14 protein-coding genes are annotated in these 15948 nt (G+C 61.0%); 5 read left to right on the forward strand and 9 right to left on the reverse strand.

Annotation, left to right across the window (positions count from 1 at the left end):
- Positions 1-491: 491 nt before the first annotated feature.
- The gene (pap, locus tag AB7M23_RS00190) at positions 492-1985 is read right to left on the reverse strand and encodes a polyphosphate:AMP phosphotransferase (protein WP_454240007.1); all 1494 of its coding nucleotides are present in this window, start codon (positions 1983-1985) and stop codon (positions 492-494) included.
- A 140-nt stretch (positions 1986-2125) separates the two neighbouring features.
- Between pap and mnmC the strand changes: the two genes are divergently transcribed.
- Entirely contained in the window at positions 2126-4129 is a 2004-nt protein-coding gene (gene mnmC / locus AB7M23_RS00195; RefSeq protein WP_454240008.1) for a bifunctional tRNA (5-methylaminomethyl-2-thiouridine)(34)-methyltransferase MnmD/FAD-dependent 5-carboxymethylaminomethyl-2-thiouridine(34) oxidoreductase MnmC, read from the forward strand.
- 47 nt (positions 4130-4176) lie between these two features.
- On the forward strand, positions 4177-4404 hold the full coding sequence (locus AB7M23_RS00200; RefSeq protein WP_065760398.1) for a YheU family protein: 228 nt from the start codon (positions 4177-4179) through the stop codon (positions 4402-4404).
- 1 nt (position 4405) lies between these two features.
- Here the strand turns inward: AB7M23_RS00200 and csrA are convergent, their stop codons facing one another.
- From csrA to AB7M23_RS00230, 6 genes are all read right to left on the reverse strand, one after another.
- The gene (gene csrA, locus AB7M23_RS00205) at positions 4406-4594 is read right to left on the reverse strand and encodes a carbon storage regulator CsrA (RefSeq protein WP_065760399.1); all 189 of its coding nucleotides are present in this window, start codon (positions 4592-4594) and stop codon (positions 4406-4408) included.
- A gap of 135 nt (positions 4595-4729) precedes the next feature.
- Complete coding sequence (locus AB7M23_RS00210) at positions 4730-5062, reverse strand: YnfA family protein (protein ID WP_102053875.1); 333 nt, start codon at positions 5060-5062, stop codon at positions 4730-4732.
- A gap of 55 nt (positions 5063-5117) precedes the next feature.
- Entirely contained in the window at positions 5118-5933 is an 816-nt protein-coding gene (locus tag AB7M23_RS00215; RefSeq protein WP_065760401.1) for an SDR family oxidoreductase, read from the reverse strand.
- Positions 5934-6157: 224 nt separating this feature from the next.
- A complete protein-coding gene (locus AB7M23_RS00220; protein WP_454240009.1) occupies positions 6158-7816 on the reverse strand; it encodes a cation acetate symporter in 1659 nt (552 codons plus the stop codon).
- Entirely contained in the window at positions 7813-8124 is a 312-nt protein-coding gene (locus AB7M23_RS00225; RefSeq protein WP_454240010.1) for a DUF485 domain-containing protein, read from the reverse strand. Before AB7M23_RS00225 ends, AB7M23_RS00220 begins: the two co-directional genes overlap by 4 nt.
- Before the next feature lie 192 nt (positions 8125-8316).
- Entirely contained in the window at positions 8317-9165 is an 849-nt protein-coding gene (locus AB7M23_RS00230) for a glycine betaine ABC transporter substrate-binding protein (protein WP_102053877.1), read from the reverse strand.
- Positions 9166-9498: 333 nt separating this feature from the next.
- On the opposite strand from AB7M23_RS00230, the gene AB7M23_RS00235 reads away from it, so the two are divergent.
- On the forward strand, positions 9499-11049 hold the full coding sequence (locus AB7M23_RS00235) for a glycoside hydrolase family 17 protein (protein ID WP_330523985.1): 1551 nt from the start codon (positions 9499-9501) through the stop codon (positions 11047-11049).
- Between the two features lie 1050 nt (positions 11050-12099).
- Here the strand turns inward: AB7M23_RS00235 and AB7M23_RS00240 are convergent.
- On the reverse strand, positions 12100-12471 hold the full coding sequence (locus AB7M23_RS00240; RefSeq protein ID WP_454240011.1) for a hypothetical protein: 372 nt from the start codon (positions 12469-12471) through the stop codon (positions 12100-12102).
- Positions 12472-12707: 236 nt separating this feature from the next.
- Between AB7M23_RS00240 and AB7M23_RS00245 the strand changes: the two genes are divergently transcribed.
- Both AB7M23_RS00245 and AB7M23_RS00250 read left to right on the forward strand, forming a co-directional pair.
- Positions 12708-14006 (forward strand): serine/threonine protein kinase, encoded by a 1299-nt coding sequence (locus AB7M23_RS00245; RefSeq protein WP_099775529.1) that lies wholly within the window; start codon positions 12708-12710, stop codon positions 14004-14006.
- On the forward strand, positions 13999-14784 hold the full coding sequence (locus AB7M23_RS00250; RefSeq protein WP_454240012.1) for an MlaA family lipoprotein: 786 nt from the start codon (positions 13999-14001) through the stop codon (positions 14782-14784). Before AB7M23_RS00245 ends, AB7M23_RS00250 begins: the two co-directional genes overlap by 8 nt.
- On the opposite strand, the gene AB7M23_RS00255 is transcribed toward AB7M23_RS00250, so the two are convergent.
- Complete coding sequence (locus AB7M23_RS00255) at positions 14785-15936, reverse strand: patatin-like phospholipase family protein (RefSeq protein WP_099775531.1); 1152 nt, start codon at positions 15934-15936, stop codon at positions 14785-14787.
- Positions 15937-15948 lie beyond the last annotated feature (12 nt).

Here is a 15948-nt window from a genome sequence, read left to right on the forward strand (position 1 = left end):
CTGCAAGTACGCGGCGCCTGCAGCCTGCTCGGCCTTTGTTGGGGCAGGTGGGGTGTCCGTGGGTTCGCGCCGTTTGTATCGCGGGCAAGCCCGGCTCCTACAGGTTACGCGGGCTCTGTTGGGGCAGGCTTGCCTGCGATGGCGTCGGTGGGATGTCAGTGGGTTCGCGGTGTCTGCATCGCGGGCAAGACCCGCTCCTACAGCTGGCGCGGGCGCTGTTGGAGCAGGCGGGGTGTCAGTGGGGTCGCGGCGCCTGCATCGCGGGCAAGCCCGGCTCCTACAGGTTACGTGGGCTCTGTTGGGGCAGGCTTGCCTGCGATGGCGTCGGTGGGATGTCAGCGGGTTCGCGGTGTCTGCATCGCGGGCAAGACCCGCTCCTACAGCTGGCGCGGGCGCTGTTGGAGCAGGCGGGGTGTCAGTGGGGTCGCGGCGCCTGCATCGCGGGCAAGCCCGGCGCCTACAGGCTGCACAGGCTGCAATGGTGTCGATGGCTATTTCTTGTCGTTCTTGAACGCCGCTTCCAGCGCTTCGTTGATGGTGCGCAGCACTTTTACCCGGGCCCAGCGTTTGTCATTGGCTTCGACCAGGGTCCAGGGCGCAATTTCGGTGCTGGTACGGTCAACCATATCGCCCACCGCTTCGGCGTATTGCGGCCACTTGTCACGGTTGCGCCAGTCCTCTTCGGTGATTTTGAAGCGCTTGAAGGGGATCTGTTCGCGCGCCTGGAAGCGCTCCAGTTGGGTCTGCTGGTCAATCGCCATCCAGAACTTGACCAGCACCACGCCAGCGTTGTTCAACTGTTCTTCAAAATCATTGATCTCGCCATAGGCCCGCATCCAGTCTGCCTGCTGGCAAAACCCCTCGACTCGCTCCACCAGCACCCGGCCGTACCAGGAGCGATCGAACACGGTGAATTTGCCGCGCCCCGGGATGTGCCGCCAGAACCGCCAGAGGTAAGGCTGCGCACGTTCTTCTTCGGTCGGGGCGGCAATCGGCACGATACGGTATTGACGCGGGTCCAGTGCTGCGGCCACGCGACGGATCGCACCGCCCTTGCCCGCCGCGTCATTCCCTTCGAACACGGCCAGCAAGGCATGGCGGCGCATGCGTTTATCACGCAGCAGCCCGGCCAGACGTGCCTGCTCGGTAATCAGTTGCTCCTGGTATTCGTCCTTGCTCAGTTGCTTGCTCAAATCCAGGCTGCCCAACAAGCTGCGCTGATCAATGCTCTGGCTCAACGGCGCGATGTTACTCGGACGAACCACGCGCCCTTCGGTCTTCAGCGCGTTCTGCAAGCCTTCAAGCAGAATGCGCCCGACTGCCAGGCTTCGGTAATAGGGGTCGACACCCTCTATGACATGCCATGGCGCATAGTCTCGGCTGGTACGGCGCAACACTCGCTCACCAAAACGCACGAAGCGGTCATAGGTCTGTGACTGTTGCCAGTCCAGCGGGCTGATCCGCCAACTGTGCAGCGGGTCGTCCTGCAGGGACTTGAGGCGGGCTTTCATCTGTTTTTTGGACAGGTGGAACCAGAACTTGAAGATCAGCGCACCTTCATCACAGAGCATCTGTTCCAGGCGCTCGGCACCACCAATGGCCTGGTCGAGCACGGCGTCCTTGAACACACCATGAACCCGCCCCTGCAACATCTGGCTGTACCAGTTGCCGAAGAAAATCCCCATCCGCCCCTTGGCCGGCAAAGCCCGCCAGTAGCGCCAGGCCGGTGGATGGGCGAGCTCTTCATCGCTTTGCTGATCGAAGGTACGGACCTCGATCAACCGAGGGTCCATCCATTCGTTAAGCAGCTTGACCGTCTCGCCCTTGCCTGCACCTTCGACGCCATTGATCAATACAATGACCGGAAACCGTGCCTGCTGCTTGAGTTCGAACTGCGCTTCAAGCAACGCTTCTCGCAACGCCGGGACTTCAGCGTCATAGGTGTCCTTGTCGATGGCGTGACCGATTTCAGCAGATTCGAACATGTACCAGGCTCCCTTGGTTGATAAGCAAGCCTAGCGGATCAGCGCGGCTTTTGTCGGCAGAAAAATCAGTACCATGCGCCAAGTCAAACAGCGTTCAACCGATCGGCTAAAATGCCGGTCTTGCCGTTTTCGAGCCGAACATGATCGACGTAACCAACTATGCCCAGATTGACTGGGACGACCAGGGACGCCCGCATTCGCGGCAGTACGATGACGTCTATTTCTCCAAGGAACAGGGCCTTGAAGAAACCCGTCATGTATTCATTGAGCAGAACAACCTGCGTCAGCGTTTCAGCGCCCTTCAGGACAACCAGTGCCTGGTGATCGGCGAAACCGGTTTTGGTACCGGGATGAATTTTCTTTGCGCCTGGCAGCTGTTCGCCGAATGCGCCGGCCCTGGTGCTCGCCTGCATTTCGTGACGGTCGAGAAATACCCCCTGAGCCGCGCCGATCTGGCCAAGGCCTTGGCCCTGTGGCCGGAGCTGGCAGATTTCGGCAATGCCCTGTTGGCCGAGTATGTGGCGGTGCATGAAGGCTTCCAGCAGTTTGTCTTCGAGCAGGGTCGGGTCACGCTGACCTTGATGGTGGGCGATGCGCTGGAACAGTTGCCGCAACTCGATGCCCGGGTCGACGCCTGGTTCCTTGATGGTTTTGCCCCGGCGAAAAACCCGGAAATGTGGACCCCGGAACTGTTCGCTCAGTTGGCCCGGCTCTCGGCCGAACAGGCCACACTCGGCACCTTTACCAGCACCGGCTGGGTTCGTCGCGGGTTGATGGCTGCCGGTTTCGCACTGAAAAAGATCCCCGGCATCGGCAAGAAGTGGGAAATCGTGCGTGGCGTCTATGAAGGTTGCCCACCCGAGCAGGCTGCTCCGGCAACTGTTGTGCCTTGGTACGCCCGCCCACCTGCCCTGCTGGGCCCGCGCCAGGCGCTGGTGATTGGCGCCGGCCTGGCTGGCTGTGCGACGGCCGCAAGCCTGGCGGCACGGGGCTGGCAGGTCAGCCTGCTGGATCGCCATGCCCAACCGGCCAGCGAGGCCTCGGGCAACCCGCAAGGTGTGCTCTACCTGAAGCTCTCAGCCCACGGCACCGCCCTGTCGCGGTTGATCATCAGCGGCTTCGGTTACACCCGACGCTTGCTGGAACAATTGCAGCGCGGCCGTGATTGGGACGCCTGCGGTGTGTTGCAGTTAGCCTTCGACGACAAGGAAGATCAGCGCCAGGCCAAACTGGCCGAGGCCTTCGACCCGACATTACTGCAACGCCTGAACCGCACCGACGCCGAAACCATGGCGGGCATCGGTCTGGCCAGTGGCGGCCTGTTCTACCCTGAAGGTGGCTGGGTTCACCCGCCGGCGCTGTGCGCCTGGCAGGCCAAGCATCCGAACATCCGCCTGCTGATGCATCACCAGGTGCTGGAACTGCGCAAAGCCGATGGCCAGTGGCAGGCCTGGGAGGGCGAGCGCCTGTTGGCCAGCGCGCCGCTCGCGGTGTTGGCCTGCGCGGCGGAGATCCATCGGTTTGAGGGCTGCAGTGAACTGCCGCTCAAGCGCATTCGCGGGCAAATCACCCGCCTGCCGGCCACTGGGCAGAGTTCAACCTTGAGCACCGTGGTCTGCGCCAAGGGTTACGTTGCCCCACCGCGCCTGGGTGAACACACCCTCGGCGCCAGTTTCGACTTCACCGCCACCGAGCTGACGCCCACCGCCGCCGAGCACCAAGGCAACCTGGCGTTGCTACAAGAGATCTCCGCCGACCTGGCGATGCGCCTGGGCGCCGATCATCTCGACCCCGAGGTGCTGGAAGGCAGGGCCGCGTTCCGCTGTACCAGCCCGGACTACCTGCCAATCGTTGGCCCGCTGGCTGATCAAAAAGCGTTCGCTCAGGCCTATGCGGTGCTGGCCAAAGACGCCCGGCAACAACCGAGCACGCCCTGCCCTTGGCTTGAGGGCTTGTACATCAACAGCGGCCATGGCTCGCGTGGGTTGATCACCGCACCGCTTTCAGGCGAGCTGGTTGCTGCCTGGGCTGACGGTGCGCCGCTGCCACTGCCCCGTGCAGTCGCCGAAGCCTGCCATCCGAACCGCTTCATGCTGCGTGAACTGGTTCGCGGCAAGCGCAGACAGGGCGAAGCCAGCCAGTAACGATTCGCGTAGGATGTGAGCACTCTTAACTACGTCCAAGTCCTTTTATGCTGATTCCTTACGACCAACTGGAAGCTGAGACCCTGACCCGCCTGATCGAGGATTTCGTCACCCGCGACGGTACCGACAACGGTGACGAAACCCCGCTCGAAACCCGCGTACTGCGGGTTCGCCAAGCGCTGCTCAAAGGTCAGGCCTTTATCCTCTTCGACCTGGAAAGCCAACAGTGCCAGTTGCTGCCCAAGCACGAAGTCCCTCGGGAACTGCTGGACTGAATCAGTCCGTGCTCATCTTCTTGCCGGCCTGCTCGACAATACGCCGGTAGATTTCCGCCCTGTGCACCTCGATATGCCGTGGAGCGCTGATACCAAAACGTACGGTACCGCCTTCCACGGACAACACTTCGATCCTGATCTGACCATCAATGGCGATCACCTCACCTACCTCACGTCCGATAACCAGCATCGCTTTTTCCTCCAGCTTTTGGCGAATCTGGAGACTGCTGCATGGGCAAGGTGCCATCAATGCTGCGAGCGGGATTTAGACAGTTCCCACCGCACTTTCAGATTTTCCCTACAAATAAACTTAAAAAAGAGGCTTTCAGGCGCTGTGAAAACGCGGCCCCAATACAATGAGGGTGGCGCCCAGCACACACAGCAGCGCGCCCATCCAGTCCGTGCTCAACGGCCTGGCGCGTTCGATGACTGCCAACCAGATCAACGAGGTGACAATGTAAATACCGCCATAAGCCGCGTATGCCCGACCGGCATAGGCCGCCTCGACCCGGGTCAGGATCAGCCCAAACAGGGTCAGGCTGAACAACGCTGGCGCGATCCACCACGCGCTCTTGCCCAGTCGTAGCCAGAGATAGAAGGCATAACAACCGCCAATCTCAAAGACTGCAGCGAGGAAGAACCAGAAGTAATTGATCACGCCAGGACACCTTGGGTTGTTCAGCAAAGGCGCCCAGAATACCTGAGGCGAACGCTCAAGCCTGCGTCGAGCGAGCCTTGCCGCACATTTTCTCGGCCATTGTGGCCATCTCGTCATACAGCGCCTGAGGGTTTTGCTGCTTGAGTTGCCAGGCCTGGCGACCTTGTTCGTGAGGGAGGATCATGAATTCGCCTTGCGCGACGCGCTGGAAGATATAGTCGGCGATGTCACTCGCCGTAATCGGCGAGCTTTCCAGCAACTTGCCCACTTGCGCTTTCATTGCTGGCGTCGGGCCACGGAACGAGTCCAGCAGGTTGGTCTGGAAGTACGAGGGGCACACCACGTGCACAGCGACCTCCTGTTGGCGCAACTCCACCAGCAGGCTTTCCGACAGGGCCACCACGCCCGCCTTGGCCACGTTGTAGTTACTCATGGCAGGGGCCTGCATCAAGGCCGCCATGGACGCAATATTGATGATCCGCCCCTTGCTGCGGGTCAGCAGGGGCAAGAACGCCTTGCAGCCCTTGACCACGCCCATCAGGTTGATTGCCAGTTGCCAATCCCAGTCCTCCAGCGACAACTCGGCGAAAAAGCCGCCAGAGGCAACGCCGGCATTGTTGACGACGACATCAACGCCACCGAAATGCTCTTCGCAGGCCTGCGCCAATGCTGTCAGCTGGCTGTAGTCGCGCACGTCGCAGCGCTGGGTAAAGCCTGTTCCACCGGCCTCACGCACCAGGGCCAGGGTGTCCCGCAAGCCGGCCTCATTGACATCGGCAAGTGCCAGTTGCCAGCCCTCACGCGCCCAACGCAACGCAATTTCCCGGCCCAGCCCCGATCCCGCGCCAGTGATCATCATGCGGTTTTGCATAGACGGATGCCTCGTTCAACCATGGATACGTTCGGCGAGTGTAGCGAAGGCATGGGCCGGCCCCATCCTTCATCAGGTTGCTGAATGGCGCAGGCTAAATGAACGGTGTGACCTGAAAGCACCGCAGGGCTGGAGGCTTGAAACCAGCAACTGCGACGCAAAAACCCCAAAAAAAATGCCAGTCAATTGACTGGCATTTTTCTGTGGCTTAACCGCTCAGCGTCTTAGTGCGATACCGCACCGCTGGCGCCCAGGCCGGTTTGCGAACGAACGAACTGCGGGTAGAACAGTGCACGTTCTTCATCAGCTGCTTTGGACTTGTCGGTGATCGAGAAGAACCAGATACCGACGAAGGCAATCAGCATCGAGAACAGCGCTGGATACTCGTACGGGTAGATGGCTTTCTCGTGACCGAGGATCTGTACCCAAATGGTTGGGCCGAGAACCATCAGGCCTACTGCGCTGACCAGGCCCAACCAGCCGCCGATCATGGCGCCACGGGTGGTCAGTTTCTTCCAGTACATCGACAGCAGCAGTACCGGGAAGTTGCAGCTGGCAGCGATGGAGAACGCCAGGCCTACCATGAACGCGATGTTCTGCTTCTCGAACAGGATGCCCAGGAAGATTGCCAGTACCGCCAGAGCGATCGTGGTGATCTTCGAAACGCGGATCTCGTCCTTCTCGTTGGCGCGGCCTTTACGGAACACGCTGGCATACAGGTCGTGGGACACTGCCGAGGCACCGGCCAGGGTCAGGCCTGCAACCACAGCCAGGATGGTCGCGAACGCCACCGCCGAGATGAAGCCGAGGAAGATGCTGCCGCCCACCGCTTTGGCCAGGTGGATAGCTGCCATGTTGTTACCGCCCAACAGCGCGCCAGCCGCGTCCTTGAAGTCCGGGTTGGTGCTGACCAGCAGGATCGCGCCGAAGCCGATGATGAAGGTCAGGATGTAGAAGTAGCCGATGAAGCCCGTCGCATACAGCACGCTCTTACGCGCTTCCTTGGCGTCGCTCACAGTGAAGAAGCGCATCAGGATGTGCGGCAGGCCAGCGGTACCGAACATCAGTGCCAGGCCCAGCGAGAACGCCGAGATCGGATCTTTCACGAGGCCACCCGGGCTCATGATCGCTTCACCTTTAGGGTGAACGCTGATCGACTCGGAGAACAGCATGTTGAAGTCGAAGTTGACGTGTTTCATGACCATCAGTGCCATGAAGCTCGCACCGGACAGCAGCAGTACCGCCTTGATGATCTGTACCCAGGTGGTCGCCAGCATGCCGCCGAACAACACGTACAGCGCCATCAGGATGCCCACCAGGATCACCGCAACGTGGTAATCCAGGCCGAACAGCAGTTGGATCAGTTTACCTGCACCCACCATCTGAGCGATCAGGTAGAACGCTACCACCACCAGCGAACCGGAGGCCGACAGGGTGCGGATTTCCTTCTGCTTCAGGCGATAGGAAGCGACGTCGGCAAAGGTGTATTTGCCCAGGTTACGCAACCGCTCGGCGATCAGGAACAGAATGATTGGCCAGCCGACCAGGAAGCCGATCGAGTAGATCAGGCCATCGTAGCCAGAGGTGTACACCAGTGCGGAAATACCCAGGAAGGACGCCGCGGACATGTAGTCACCGGCGATTGCCAGACCGTTCTGGAAGCCCGTGATACGACCACCCGCAGCATAGTAATCCGCTGCCGAGTTGTTGCGCTTGGATGCCCAGTAGGTAATGCACAGGGTAGCGCCAACGAAAACCACGAACATCACAATGGCAGAGATGTTCAGGGGTTGTTTGTGGACCTCACCGGTCAGGGCTTCTCCCGCCCAGACGGCCGGCGCGAATACGCCGAAGGCCAGTGTTGCCAGTAAACGCCGGATCATTGCTGAGCCTCCTTGAGAATCGCGTTGTTCAGGTCGTCGAACTCACCGTTCGCGCGACGTACGTAGATCCCAGTGAGAATGAAGGCCGCCACAATAATGCCGACACCCACAGGAATGCCCCACGTAATCGAACTCTCAGGGCTGATCTTGGCACCCAGAATCTGGGGACCATAAGCGATAAGCAGGATGAAGCCAGTGTAAAGCCCAAGCATGATCGCCGATAGAATCATGGCGAACCGCTCCCGTTTCGAAACCAGCTCCTTGAACCGCGGGCTGTTTTGTATCGAGAGGTAAATGCTGTCGTTCATTGTTTTTGTCCTCGCAGCACAGAGTAGAAAGAACTCACCGCTACTTTATGCTGCCTTGGGACGCACTCCAGACGACCTTAGTCTTAGATGTAAAACTCTTTTGCAGTTTCTGTAACAGCCAAAAATGCAAAGGGCTGCATGATCGCAACGATTCATGCAGCCCTGGAGCCCCGAAAAAAAGGCTTGAAGCCGTTACTTGGCGGTCCACTCCGCGACGCGCTCAGGGTGCTTGGCAACCCAATCCTTGGCGGCGGCCTCAGGCTTGGCGCCCTCCTGAATCGCCAGCATGACCTCGCCGATTTCGTCTTTCGACTGCCAGGAGAACTTTTTCAGGAACGTGGCGACTTCTGGCGCCTTGGTCGCCAGCTCTTTGCTGCCAATGCTGTTGACGGTTTCAGCAGCGCCGTACACCCCTTTTGGGTCTTCAAGGAAGCGCAGTTTCCACTTGGCGAACATCCAGTGCGGTACCCAGCCGGTGACCGCAATCGACTGCTGCTTGGCATAGGCACGCCCCAGCTCAGCCGTCATCGCCGCACCAGAACTGGCTTGCAGCTTGTAGCCGGTCAGGTCGTAGTCCTTGATCGCCTGATCGGTCTTGAGCATCACGCCGGAGCCGGCATCGATACCTACAATCTTTTTCTTGAAGCTGTCGTCCGTCTTCAAATCGGCCAGCGAAACAGCCTTGACGTACTCCGGCACGATCAGGCCGATCTTGGCGTCCTTGAAGTTAGGGCCGTAATCGACCACGTTGTCTTTGTTCTTGCTCCAGTACTCGCCGTGGGTGACCGGCAGCCAGGCGGAGAGCATGGCGTCCAGTTTGCCGGTGGCGACGCCTTGCCACATGATGCCGGTCGCAACGGGCATCAGCTTGACGTCGTAGCCGAGTTTTTCCTTGATCACTTGTGCCGCGACAAACGTCGTCGCGACGCTGTCCGACCAGCCATCGACGTAGCCGATGCTCACTTCCTTGGCCATCGCTTGCGTGGCGCCCATTGCCAGTACCAGAGCGGAGGCCGCCCCCAGGAGTCGTCGCATTTTCATCAAAGCTTCCCCTCGTTACTTCACGGAAAGTGCAGCGCCCGACGATGGTCGAGCATCGTCACGTTGTTTTGGTGCATGGCGCCCCCGTCACGCCCACTTACCAGGACAGCCGAAGCATCAGCGGAGTACTGATGCAAGGCATCATCAACCGACACGTCCCGCGATCCTGCTCTGGCAGCGACCTCAAGACACCGAGAAACGACATCATCAGGCCAGCAGGCCGGGGCGTGGTTCGAACGGCTGCCGGTTATGCCCGAACTTTGCATGCCAAGGCTTTAGTGGGCGGCGTTTGCGGGTACTATTGGCGGCTTTGTTACCAGACGGCGTCGATTAATGTCCTCCACCGCCCGCTTCCCCGTGCTGCCTTACCTGTTCGCCTGCCTGCTCGGCCTGTTCGCCCTTGCCGGGCTTTGGTACGGGCTGGGGAAACCGGTGGTACTGCCCGATGCGGCCAGTGCCACGCACAAACTCCAATGCGCGTCCTATACGCCGTTCGATAAAGACCAATCCCCGTTCGACCAGCCTTTCCAACTGCGCCCGGCGCGCATGGATGCCGACCTGGCATTGCTGGCCAAGCGTTTCGAGTGCATTCGCACCTACTCAATGACCGGCCTCGAGGCGATCCCTGAACTGGCACGCAAGCACGGCCTGAAGGTAATGCTGGGTGCCTGGATCAACAGCAACCCGGTAGACACCGAGAAGGAAATCCAGGCACTGATTGCCTCGGCCAATGCCAACAAGGACGTCGTTCGTGCGGTGATCGTCGGTAATGAGGCGCTGCTGCGCAAGGAAGTGACCGGCCCGCAACTGGCCGGCCTGATTGCCCGGGTGAAAAGCCAGGTCAGCGTGCCGGTGACCTATGCCGATGTCTGGGAGTTCTGGTTGAAACATCCTGAGATTGCCCCGGAGGTGGACTTTCTGACCATCCACCTGCTGCCCTACTGGGAGGACGATCCGAAGCGAATCGACGACGCCCTCGCCCATGTCGGCGAGATCCGCCAGGTGTTCGGCAACCGCTTCGCGCCCAAGGATATCCTGATTGGTGAAACCGGCTGGCCCAGCGAAGGTCGCCAGCGCGAAACCGCCCTGCCCAGCCGGGTCAACGAGGCACGCTTCATTCGTGGTTTCGTGGCCATGGCCGAGCAGCAGGGCTGGCATTACAACCTGATCGAAGCCTTTGACCAGCCGTGGAAACGCGCCAGCGAAGGTGCCGTCGGCGGTTACTGGGGGCTGTATGACGCAGACCGTCAGGACAAGGGCGTGCTTGAAGGGCCGGTGTCGAACCTGCCGCTCTGGCCGCAGTGGCTGGGCTTCGGTGGCGTACTGTTCCTGATCACGCTGTGGCTTGCCGGCCCCGTGCGCGGCACCCGCTCGGCCTTGCTGCTGCCGTTGCTGGCAGCAACGGGTGCCGCCAGCATCGGGCTGTGGGGTGAGCTTGCGCGAATCAACAGCCGGTTTGCCGGTGAGTGGTTGTGGGCGGGCCTGTTGGTCGGCCTGAACCTGCTGGTGCTGGCCCATGCGGCCTTGGCACTGGCGACACGTGAAGGCTGGCGTGATCGCGCCTTCAACTGGCTGGAGGCCCGGGCGGGATGGTGGCTGGTAGCGGCAGGCTTTGCGGCAGCGGTAAGCATGCTGGCGCTGGTGTTTGACCCGCGTTACCGCAGCTTTCCAAGCGCGGCATTGGTGTTGCCGGCACTGGTCTATGCCCTGCGGCCGGTACGTGCGCCACGGGCGGAGGTCGGCGTGCTGACGTTTATCATCGGGGCCGGTATCGCGCCGCAACTGTTCCGTGAGGGCCTGGGCAACCAGCAAGCGTGGATCTGGGCGGCGGTCAGTGTGGTGATGGTGGTGGGATTGTGGCGGAGTTTGAGGGTGCGTCAGTAACGTACAGACGCTACCACAGCTGGCGCGGGCTCTGTTGGAGCTGGCTTGCCTGCGATGGCGTCGGCGCGGTGCCCGTGAGTGCGCGGCGTCTGCATCGCGGGCAAGCCCGGCTCCTACAGGTTGCGCGGGCGCTGTTGGAGCTGGCTTGCCTGCGATGGCGTCGGTGGGGTGTCCGTGAGTTCGCGGCGTTTGTATCGCGGGCAAGACCCGCTCCTACAGGTTACGCGGGCTCTGTTGGAGCTGGCTTGCCTGCGATGGCGTCGGTGGGGTGTCAGCAAGTACGCGGCGTTTGTATCGCGGGCAAGACCCGCTCCTACAGCTTGCGCGGGCTCTGTTGGAGCTGGCTTGCCTGCGATGGCGTCAGTGGGGTGTCAGTGAGTACGCGGTGGCTGCATCGCGGGCAAGCCCGGCTCCTACAGGTTACGCGGGCGCTGTTGGAGCTGGCTTGCCTGCGATGGCGTCGGTGGGGTGCCTGTGAGTGCGCGGCGTTTGCATCGCGGGCAAGCCCGGCTCCTACAGGTTGCGCGGGCGCTGTTGGAGCTGGCTTGCCTGCGATGGCGTCGGTGGGGTGTCAGTGAGTACGCGGTGGCTGCATCGCGGGCAAGCCCGGCTCCTACAGACTGTGCGGGCTCTGTTGGAGCAGGTTTGCCTGCGATGGCGTCGGTGGGGTGTCCGTGAGTTCGCGGCGTTTGTATCGCGGGCAAGCCCGGCTCCTACAGGTTACGCGGGCGCTGTTGGAGCTGGCTTGCCTGCGATGGCGTCGGTGGGGTGCCTGTGAGTGCGCGGCGTTTGCATCGCGGGCAAGACCCGCTCCTACAGCTTGCGCGGGCTCTGTTGGAGCAGGTTTGCCTGCGATGGCGTCGGTGGGGGGGCAGTGAGTTCGCGGCGTTTGCATCGCGGGCAAGCCCGGCTCCTACAGACTGTGCGGGCGCTGTTGGAGCTGGCTTGCCTGCGATGGCGTCGGTGGGGTGTCCGTGAGTTCGTGGCGTCTGCATCGCGGGCAAGACCGGCTCCTACAGCAGGCTTGCCTGCGATAGGCTCAACACGGTCTCAGGGGGTACGCGGCGCCTGCCTAACCAGGCGCAACGCCGCCAGCACCACGGCAAACACGGCCATACTGGCGGTGTACAAGACCAAGGCCGGAATCCCGAACAGTAATGCCAACACCGCCATACGCCAGCCGGCACGCCCCGGGATCAGCATCGCCAGCAGTGCCAGGCCCAACGCCGTCCAGGCCAGTACACGCCAGTGGATCATCAAACCCAACGTCGAACGCACCTGACACGACCAGGTCGTCGCCTGCTCCAGGCACAGGCCAACCCACTGTGGGTCTTCCATCAACACGTAACGCACCCCGTAGCTCGCGGCCAGCCACAACGACAGCAAAACCAGCAAAGCGACAAACGGTAACAAGCGGGGCATGCGCAACTCCAAAATCCTGAAAATCGGCACCCAGCATAATCGTCCAAACGGTCTATGCAAGGCGAAAGCGCCAGCCTGGGCTACTTTACCCCTATGACCAATCAAACCTGTTGTTGCAGCAACAGATACCGCAACGGCACTATCGGCTGCGATGAATGCAACACCGCTTGGCAACTTTGCCAGCCTCAGGGTTGTCCTAACCTGCGCATTTCGCTTGTATTTTCTGGGGACTCGTCATGCTTCGATCACTGCACCTTGCCACCTTGTTGGGTGGCCTCCTGCTGAGTGCGTGCGCCTTGGCGGCCGATATTGATGCCGCCAGCTACGGTTACCCACTGACCAATCCCTTTGAAGCGACTATCGCCTCGACCCCGCCCGAGCTGCGCCCGGAGCTGCCCAGTGATGAGGATATCCGTCAGTCCGATTACAGCCTGAACCTCAGGCCTGAGCGGGCGTTCAGCCTGCCCGACAATTTTTGGCCCGTGAAAAAACTGCGCTATCGAATGGCACGTCAGGACCACCCCGCACCGCTGATTTTCCTCATTGCCGGCACCGGTGCGCCTTACAACAGCAGCCTCAACGAGTACCTGAAGAAGCTCTACTACAAGGCCGGTTACCATGTAGTGCAGTTGTCGTCGCCCACGAGTTTCGACTTCATGACCTCGGCTTCGCGCTTCGCCACCCCCGGGGTTTCCAAGGACGACGCCGAAGACATGTACCGGGTGATGCAAGCAGTAAGGGCTCAGCACTCACATTTGCCCATTACCGACTTCTACCTCACCGGCTACAGTCTCGGCGCCCTGGATGCTGCGTTTGTCAGCCATCTGGATGAAACCCGACGCAGCTTCAACTTCAAGCGCGTACTGCTGCTCAACCCACCCGTGAACCTCTATACCTCCGTCAGTAACCTCGACAAGTTGGTGCAGACGCAGGTCAAGGGCATCAACAACAGCACCACGTTCTACGAGCTGGTGCTGGGCAAGCTGACCCGTTACTTCCAGCAAAAGGGCTACATTGACCTCAACGATGCCTTGCTTTACGACTTCCAGCAGTCGCGCCAGCATTTGTCCAACGAGCAGATGGCCATGGTGATTGGTACCTCGTTCCGCTTTTCCGCGGCCGATATTGCCTTCACTTCGGACTTGATCAACCGCCGCGGCCTGATCACCCCGCCCAAGTACCCGATCACCGAAGGCAGTAGCCTGACGCCCTTCTTCAAGCGCGCACTGCAGTGCGACTTCGATTGCTACCTGACTGAGCAGGTTATCCCGATGTGGCGTGCCCGTACCGACGGCGGCAGCCTGCTGCAACTGATCGATCAGGTCAGCCTGTATGCCTTGAAGGACTACCTCAAGGGCAGCTCGAAAATCGCCGTGATGCACAACGCCGACGACGTGATCCTAGGCCCCGGCGATATCGGTTTTCTGCGTAGCACCTTTGGTGACCGCCTGACGCTTTACCCACATGGAGGCCATTGCGGCAACATCAATTACCGCGTCAACAGCGACGCCATGCTGGAGTTTTTCCGTGGTTAAAAAACTTCTATTCCTATCGGCGCTGTTCACCGCCGGCCTGGCCCAGGCCGACGGCCCTTCGAACCAGACGCGTACGGCGGACGCGGATGGTTTTACCCAGCCGCTCAAGACCCTGAAGTTCAACCCGGGCCTGGACCAGCGCGAATTTGAGCGTTCGACGCTCACCGCCCTGAACGTCTACGACCCATGGGAATCCTGGAACCGCCGGGTATACCACTTCAACTACCGCTTCGATCAGTGGGTGTTCCTGCCTGTGGTCAATGGCTATCAGGCGATTACGCCAGGCTTCGTACGTAGCGGCGTAAGCAACTTCTTCAGCAACCTGGGCGATGTACCTAACCTGTTCAACAGCCTGTTGCAACTCAAGGGCAAGCGCTCGATGGAGGTCACCGCGCGCCTGTTGCTGAACACCACGATTGGGGTCGCAGGGTTGTGGGATCCGGCCACCAAAATGGGCCTTCCGCACCAAAGCGAAGACTTCGGCCAGACACTGGGCTTCTATGGTGTGCCCGAAGGCCCCTACCTGATGCTACCGATCCTCGGGCCGTCCAACCTGCGTGATACCGGCGGACTGGTGGTGGACTATAGCGGCGAGACGCAGATCAACTTCCTCAACGTTGCCGAGGTCAGCAGCAATCACCCGGAACTGGTCGTGCTACGCGCGGTCGACAAGCGCTACACCACCAGCTTCCGCTATGGCCAGACGAACTCGCCATTCGAATATGAGAAAGTGCGCTACGTCTACACGGCAGCACGGCAACTGCAGATCAATGAGTGATCAGAGCCCGAGAAACCGGCTGAGCTGCGAACGCTTGGCCAGGGCATCGCGCCGCCCCAGTTCAATCAGCTCACTGCAGTAGCTGGCCTCGAACAGCAGGTAGCTGAGCACTCCGGCGCCGCTGGTCCTGGTCGCCCCCGGCCCACGCAGGAACAGGCGCAATGCTGCTGGCAACTCGCGCCGGTGACGGGCTGCGATTTCATCCAGCGGCTGGCTGGGCGCGACCACCAGCACTTCCACTGGCGTCAACCCCAAGTGCTTGGGGCGTCGCTCGGACGGCAACAGGTGGCTCAGGTGGTTAAGCCGCTGCAGTAACTCCAGGTCGTCTTCCAGGCTGTCAATGAAGGTACTGTTGAGCATGTGCCCGCCAATTTGCGCCAAGCTCGGGTGCTGGCCTCTGAAGCTGCGCTGATGCGGGTGAGGTACCGATGGCTGCTGGGGGTTACCACTGACCCCGACCACCAGTACCCGGTTCGCGCCCAGGTGCAGCGCCGGGCTGATCGGCGCCGACTGGCGCACCGCACCATCACCATAGAACTCCTGGCCCAGCATGACCGGCGCAAAAAGCAAGGGGATCGCCGAGCTGGCCAGCAGGTGCTCGATGGTCAAGCGCGTGGGCATGCCGATGCGTCGGTGGCGCAACCAAGGGTCGATAGCACCACGCCCCTGATAGAAGGTCACGGCCTGCCCCGACTCGTAACCGAAGGCGGTCACCGCCACGGCGTGCAGGTGTTTTTGCTCGATCGCCGTGGTAATGCCATTCAGGTTCAAATGCGTATTGAGCAGACCGCGCAACGGGGAGCTGTCGAGCAACGCAACCGGTACTGGCCTACCCAGCCCCAACAGGCTGTGAAAGACAAAGCGCGCGGCCTGGCGCACCACGCCTGGCCAATCACTGCGCAGCACCTGACTGCTGCGAAAGCCTTGCCAAAGCTCGGTGAGCCGGTGAATCGTCTCGGAAAACTGCATGGCGCCGCTGGCCAGGGTGACGGCATTGATGGCGCCGGCCGAGGTACCGACAATCACCGGGAAGGGATTGGCGGCACCCGCTGGCAACAGATCGGCAATCCCGGCCAACACCCCGACTTGATAAGCGGCACGGGCACCGCCGCCGGAAAGGATCAGACCGGTGACCGGTTCTGCTGCTGCCATGCTGTTGCTCCC

The organism is Pseudomonas sp. HLS-6 TE3448 (assembly GCF_053629555.1).